7 protein-coding genes and 1 tRNA gene are annotated in these 5,366 nt (G+C 29.1%); 1 reads left to right on the top strand and 7 read right to left on the bottom strand.

From position 1 onward, the window contains the following. Positions 1-110 precede the first annotated feature (110 nt). Complete coding sequence (locus NSA58_RS15445; RefSeq protein WP_257560657.1) at positions 111-698, top strand: hypothetical protein; 588 nt, start codon at positions 111-113, stop codon at positions 696-698. Between the two features lie 105 nt (positions 699-803). On the opposite strand, the gene NSA58_RS15440 is transcribed toward NSA58_RS15445, so the two are convergent. The 7 genes from NSA58_RS15440 to NSA58_RS15410 all read right to left on the bottom strand — a co-directional run bounded on the left by NSA58_RS15440 (position 804) and on the right by NSA58_RS15410 (position 5,165). Beyond that, positions 804-896: transfer RNA gene (locus NSA58_RS15440), tRNA-Ser, on the bottom strand. 140 nt (positions 897-1,036) lie between these two features. Then, complete coding sequence (locus NSA58_RS15435; RefSeq protein WP_039678515.1) at positions 1,037-1,345, bottom strand: hypothetical protein; 309 nt, start codon at positions 1,343-1,345, stop codon at positions 1,037-1,039. A gap of 13 nt (positions 1,346-1,358) precedes the next feature. Beyond that, the gene (locus tag NSA58_RS15430) at positions 1,359-1,775 is read right to left on the bottom strand and encodes a DUF3842 family protein (protein ID WP_039678514.1); all 417 of its coding nucleotides are present in this window, start codon (positions 1,773-1,775) and stop codon (positions 1,359-1,361) included. Positions 1,776-1,799: 24 nt separating this feature from the next. Then, positions 1,800-1,991, bottom strand: a complete 192-nt coding sequence (locus NSA58_RS15425; protein WP_018592076.1) for a CooT family nickel-binding protein — start codon at positions 1,989-1,991, stop codon at positions 1,800-1,802. A 212-nt stretch (positions 1,992-2,203) separates the two neighbouring features. Continuing rightward, positions 2,204-3,061 (bottom strand): ABC transporter ATP-binding protein, encoded by an 858-nt coding sequence (locus NSA58_RS15420; RefSeq protein ID WP_039678513.1) that lies wholly within the window; start codon positions 3,059-3,061, stop codon positions 2,204-2,206. Next, on the bottom strand, positions 3,061-4,143 hold the full coding sequence (locus NSA58_RS15415; RefSeq protein ID WP_039678512.1) for a FecCD family ABC transporter permease: 1,083 nt from the start codon (positions 4,141-4,143) through the stop codon (positions 3,061-3,063). Before NSA58_RS15415 ends, NSA58_RS15420 begins: the two co-directional genes overlap by 1 nt. Then, entirely contained in the window at positions 4,143-5,165 is a 1,023-nt protein-coding gene (locus NSA58_RS15410; protein ID WP_039678511.1) for an ABC transporter substrate-binding protein, read from the bottom strand. The genes NSA58_RS15415 and NSA58_RS15410 overlap by 1 nt, the downstream gene beginning before the upstream one ends. Positions 5,166-5,366 lie beyond the last annotated feature (201 nt).

Raw genomic sequence — 5,366 nt, 5'->3', positions numbered from 1 at the left:
CCTATCTTTTTAAATCTGTTTGATATAGTTTTTCTAGAACTAATTATATTTTCCTTATCCAACCTTGATAAACTATATCCTTCTTTTAACTTTTCATTAATAAAATGTATTTGTTCAATAATGTCTATATTACCTTAGACATAACTTCACAATCAGAAAATATTGAAAAAGAAAATGATAAAATTAATTCTTTATCTGCTTTACATAGTAAATCAATACAAAGTGCAAGCTCTTTAGTTGCAATTATTATTTCTGGTTTTCTATATTATTTTAAAGTAAAACTAAAAAAAGACAATGTAGATATTGAGGATATAATTAATTATTTAACTACAAATGATAAAGAAAATATTGACAATGATAATAATAAGAAAATTGATGATTTAAACCTACTTAAATCAAAAATTACTGAAAATGAAGTTTTATTGGATAATGCTAAATTACTATATATGCAAAGTTTAAAATTAAAAGATCAATATGAAAAAAGCGAAGTGATTTTAGATCAAATAGACTCTTCTACAAAAAGTCTGAAGTTAATACTAAATACTCTTGAGAATTATCCTGATACAACACAAAAAATTATTTTAAATGACATAGAAAATCAACTTTTAAATCTTAAAATTTTATTTAAATCATTACCATATTATAATGACTTTGTAATGGATATATCTAAAAATATGATCAAAAATAATAAAGATTAATTTAGAATTAGATTCACTTGAGCCACTGCGTAGCGAATCATTTTTATTTGAAGTATTTGAGATTATAAAAAAAGACTATGGAAGTTATTCCATAGTCTTTTTGATTGGCGGAGAAGGAGGGATTCGAACCCTCGCACCGGTTTAATCCAGCCTAATCCCTTAGCAGGGGATCCTCTTGAGCCACTTGAGTACTTCTCCAATACCATTTCATTATATTATATGAAAACCTTTTTGTCAACAATTAAAATTTATAAAATATTATTTGTATCTAAAATTTAATTCTATTATTAACAAAAGCAAAGAAAATTTTCATCTTCTTTGCTTTTTATATCACATAACTACATATGTTTTTTAGCTTCTAATAACATCTCATTAGCTTGTTGCATATATTCTATTGCTTTTTCTATATACTCAGCTGTTTCTTCTTTTCCCATTTCTTTAGCTTTGCTCACCCATTCTCTAAAGCCTTCTTCATGAGATTCATTATGATTTACCCAGTGTACTAATAAAATATTTAACGTCTTTTCATCCTTACTAATTTCTTCTTCGTGGTCATGACAGTTACCTCCGCATCCACACTCAGTATGTACATGGTCGTCATCATGATGATGCCCTTCATGATATAAAGCTATATTTTTATTAAACATTTTAAAGTCCCCCTTATTTTATATTAAATTCCCTTTTTATTATTTTGATTGTGTCTTTAATTAATAATGATAATGGTTTTCCTTCTATACCTATTACTTCAAAATTTTCTGGCATTATTGGTAATAATATTTTAAATGCTTCGCTATCACAAACGGCCTCACTTATGGCGCTTGTTACTTCTCCCATCATAGTATTTGGCATAACAATCGAAATAGGCGAAACAATTATATTGGCTTTTTTTGAAGATACTACTATTGCATTTTCTCCAGTTGCACCTTTATTAGCATGAGCCTTCATCATGGCACTTGTTGCTATTGAGTTTGTACCTAAAGCATATATCTCCATATATGTCGGTAATTCCTCCCTCAGTGCGCTAACAACCTGTGCTCCTATACCTCCACCCATTCCGTCTATTACTGCAATTATCATATTGACCTACCCCTGATTTAATTTTTATTTTTCTGCTAAAATTATTTTGTGATCCATTAATCTTATTTCTTTAATAAATCCATCAACTATTTTTTGTTCTCCTAATAAATCTGTTAAATAAACCTTTCCTTCAGTTGGATCTACGTTTACCACATTTTCCATTACTTTTTCTAATTTATTATCTTTTCCTAATACAAATGCAGATGATTCACACATATAAAAATCCCCCTTAATTATAAATCTAATCAAAAAAAAGATTTCCAAAGGCATTACAATACCATAAGAAACCTTCATGATCTCATTTACAAATTTTTCTATTAATATAAGTATATACTCATATTATTTGCAAGTCAAACACTTAAGTACAATTTATTTCTTACAACAAAAATTATTGTAAAAAACTTGTTTTTGTATTGTATTTTCCTAAATTAGACATATATTTGATTCTCTTCATGAGAATGTAATCCTGTAAATCCATCCTCATGTATATGGTTATCACCTACCCCATTTATATGTTCATGAGTATGCATAAAAGACACTTGTAATTTTTGATTAATTGGATTTTTGCCTACATAAGCATTTACTCCAAATATTTCTTTTAATGTTTCTGATGTTATTACTTCTTCCACATTTCCAAATTTCTTTATTTGTCCATCTTTCATAACTATTAAATAATCACAATACATAGATGCTATGTTCATATCATGTATTGCTGACAATGTTGTTATATTCATACTTTTTACCAAATCCATTAACTGTATTTGATACCCAATATCTAAATGATTTGTTGGTTCGTCTAATATTAAAAAATCTGTATTTTGTACTAATGCCCTTGCAATTAAAGCTCTCTGTTTTTCTCCTCCTGACAAGTTAGAAAAACTTCTATAACTATAATCATCTAAACCTACTTTTTTTAACATTTCTAATACCATTTTTAAATCATCCTTGGAATAGTCTTCAATGACAGATTTATAAGGATATCTTCCCATTTTTACTATTTGCTCCACAGTGAAGTCAAACTGAGAATTACTTTCTTGAGCTAGTACAGCTATTTCTTTTGCACATTCTTTATCTTTCATCTTGGATAAGTCTTTATTGTCCAAAATTATCTTCCCACTTGAAGGCTTATATAGCCTATATATATTTTTTAATAAAGTAGATTTACCTGACCCATTCGGTCCTATAATACCTACAAAACTTCCTTTAGGAATATCAAAAGATATATCTTTCAATATTTCTTTATTATCTATACTAAATCTTAAATTTTTCACTTGAATTTTATGCATTATTCATTGCCTCCAAAATCATATTCTCTTTTGGAAATTAAATATAAGAAGAACGGACCACCAACTAGTGATGTTATTATTCCTATAGGTATTTCTATTGGAGGGAAAAGCCCTCTTGCAAATACGTCTGATATTATTAAAAATATAGCCCCTACTAAAGAAGAAAGTACTATTAACTTTTTATGATCATTTCCTCCAATAGTTCTACATACATGAGGTACTACAAGGCCTATAAATCCAATTGCACCTGTTATTGCAACTAAAGACGATGTTAATAATGTGGCTAATATTAATATCATAGATTTTATAAACTTCACATTTATACCCAAAACTATGGCATTATCATCTCCTAAAAGCAGTATATCTAAAGACTTAGACATTATAAACACTATTATCATCACTATGATTAAAATGACAAAAGGAAGTAATAATACATCCCATTTTGCTCCACCTAAACTACCCACAGTCCAAAACAACGCATTTTTAGCTTGATTTGAATTTTCTGCTGAATATATAAGTAAATTAGTTAACGCTGAAAATATGGTTGATATGGCCATTCCTGTAAGTACAAGCCTTGTTGTAGATGTTGTCTTTCCCATTTTAGTTCCTATTGCAAATACCAATACTCCTGATATTATAGAACCCACAAATGCACCTGCACTAATGCTATTAATTCCTATTGCTGATACTCCTCCAAGAACAATTACCCCAACTGCTCCACAAGATGCTCCTGAAGATATTCCTAATATGTACGGCTCTGCTATTGGGTTCTTTGTCACACATTGCATCATTACACCACAAAGTGCCAATCCAGCTCCGCATATGGCTCCCAATAAAACTCTAGGAAATCTAATTTCCCATATTATATTTTGTGTCATAACTGTTCCAACATTGCCAAATAAACTTCCTTTTGTTAACTTATTAAGTAGTACTTTATACACTTCTCCAGGTTCTACGTATGTACTACCTATTGCAATAGCAATAACTACTGTTACCGCTAATATGACTGTTAACAGTAGTATCCAAAACAAGAAACCTTTCTTGTTAGAAAGGCTTCTCTTTTGCTTTACCGATATCTCCATTATTTATTTTCTCCATAGAAATATCCATACATTTCTTCTATTAACTTAGGATTTCTAACACCTGGAGATAAATCTGCTAATCCTACAACATATATCTTATTATTTTTTATAGCTGATACATCTTTTAATGCAGGATGAGATTTTAGAAACTCAATTTTTTCTTTAACTGGTTGTCCAGCCATAAAATCAGTTACTAATATTACTTCTGGATTTTGTGCTACTATGCTCTCAAAAGAAACATTTATATATGGTTTTTTTGCATCTTTTCCAAATATATTACTTCCACCTGCTAGCTCAATTAAATTATTAGCAAGACCAGATCCAACTACCATGGCATCTTTTTCTCCAGAATCATACACCATCATTTTCACTCTATCTTCATCTTTTATATTTCCTAATTTATTAGTTACTGATTTTATATCACTTTTCATTTTATTTATTACTTCTGTTGATTTATCTTGAACTCCAAATATTTTTCCAAGTAGTTCAAAGTCTTCATAAACAGTATCTACTGTAGCATCTGCAGAATAAGATTTAGCCATAAATGGTGCTATATCTTTTTCAATAAGTTCCTGTGGAGATCCTGTCGTTTGCTCACTTATTGATGAATCCCAACCACTAACAAAATCTGCTCCTGTAGCCATAAAACCTTCTTTTGATACAGAATGTCCCTCACCTATTTTAAGCTGTGGTATCTTTTCATAAGCTTCTTTAAATTCTGGTAGTATTGGGTTATCTAAAAGTGCTGTTCCTACCATTCTATCCCCTAAATCTAGTGCTAGTAACATCTCTGTCATAAATTGAGATAAAGTTACAGCTTTTTGTCTTGGAGTTTCTACTTTTACATCATAATCTTTCGCTCCGTCAGAATATGTATACTCTACCTTTTCAAAATTACTTGATTCAACTTTAGCTTCTGGTGATTCTGTCTTCTTGCTAGAAGAACATCCAACTGCACCTAGCGTTAAACCTATTACTGATATTACTACTAGTACTCTGTTTAAACTTTTACTTTTTACCATAAAATATCCCCCTTAAAATTACTATTTTTATACTTATTACTTTTTATATTGATTAAATATAAAAGACCATGAGATTATATATATCAATAAGGATATATAAAACCTTCATGGTCTTAATTATTATATTTATGTTGTTATTATGTAACGTTTAATCTTTTCTTAACTTATTTTCTTAATTAATCTTCTGATAAATATTTGGCA

It is taken from the genome of Terrisporobacter muris (assembly GCF_024621905.1).
Classification (GTDB): domain Bacteria; phylum Bacillota; class Clostridia; order Peptostreptococcales; family Peptostreptococcaceae; genus Terrisporobacter; species Terrisporobacter muris.
The sequence above is the reverse complement of the archived record's forward strand: the minus strand, read 5'-3'. Positions and strand labels throughout refer to the sequence as shown.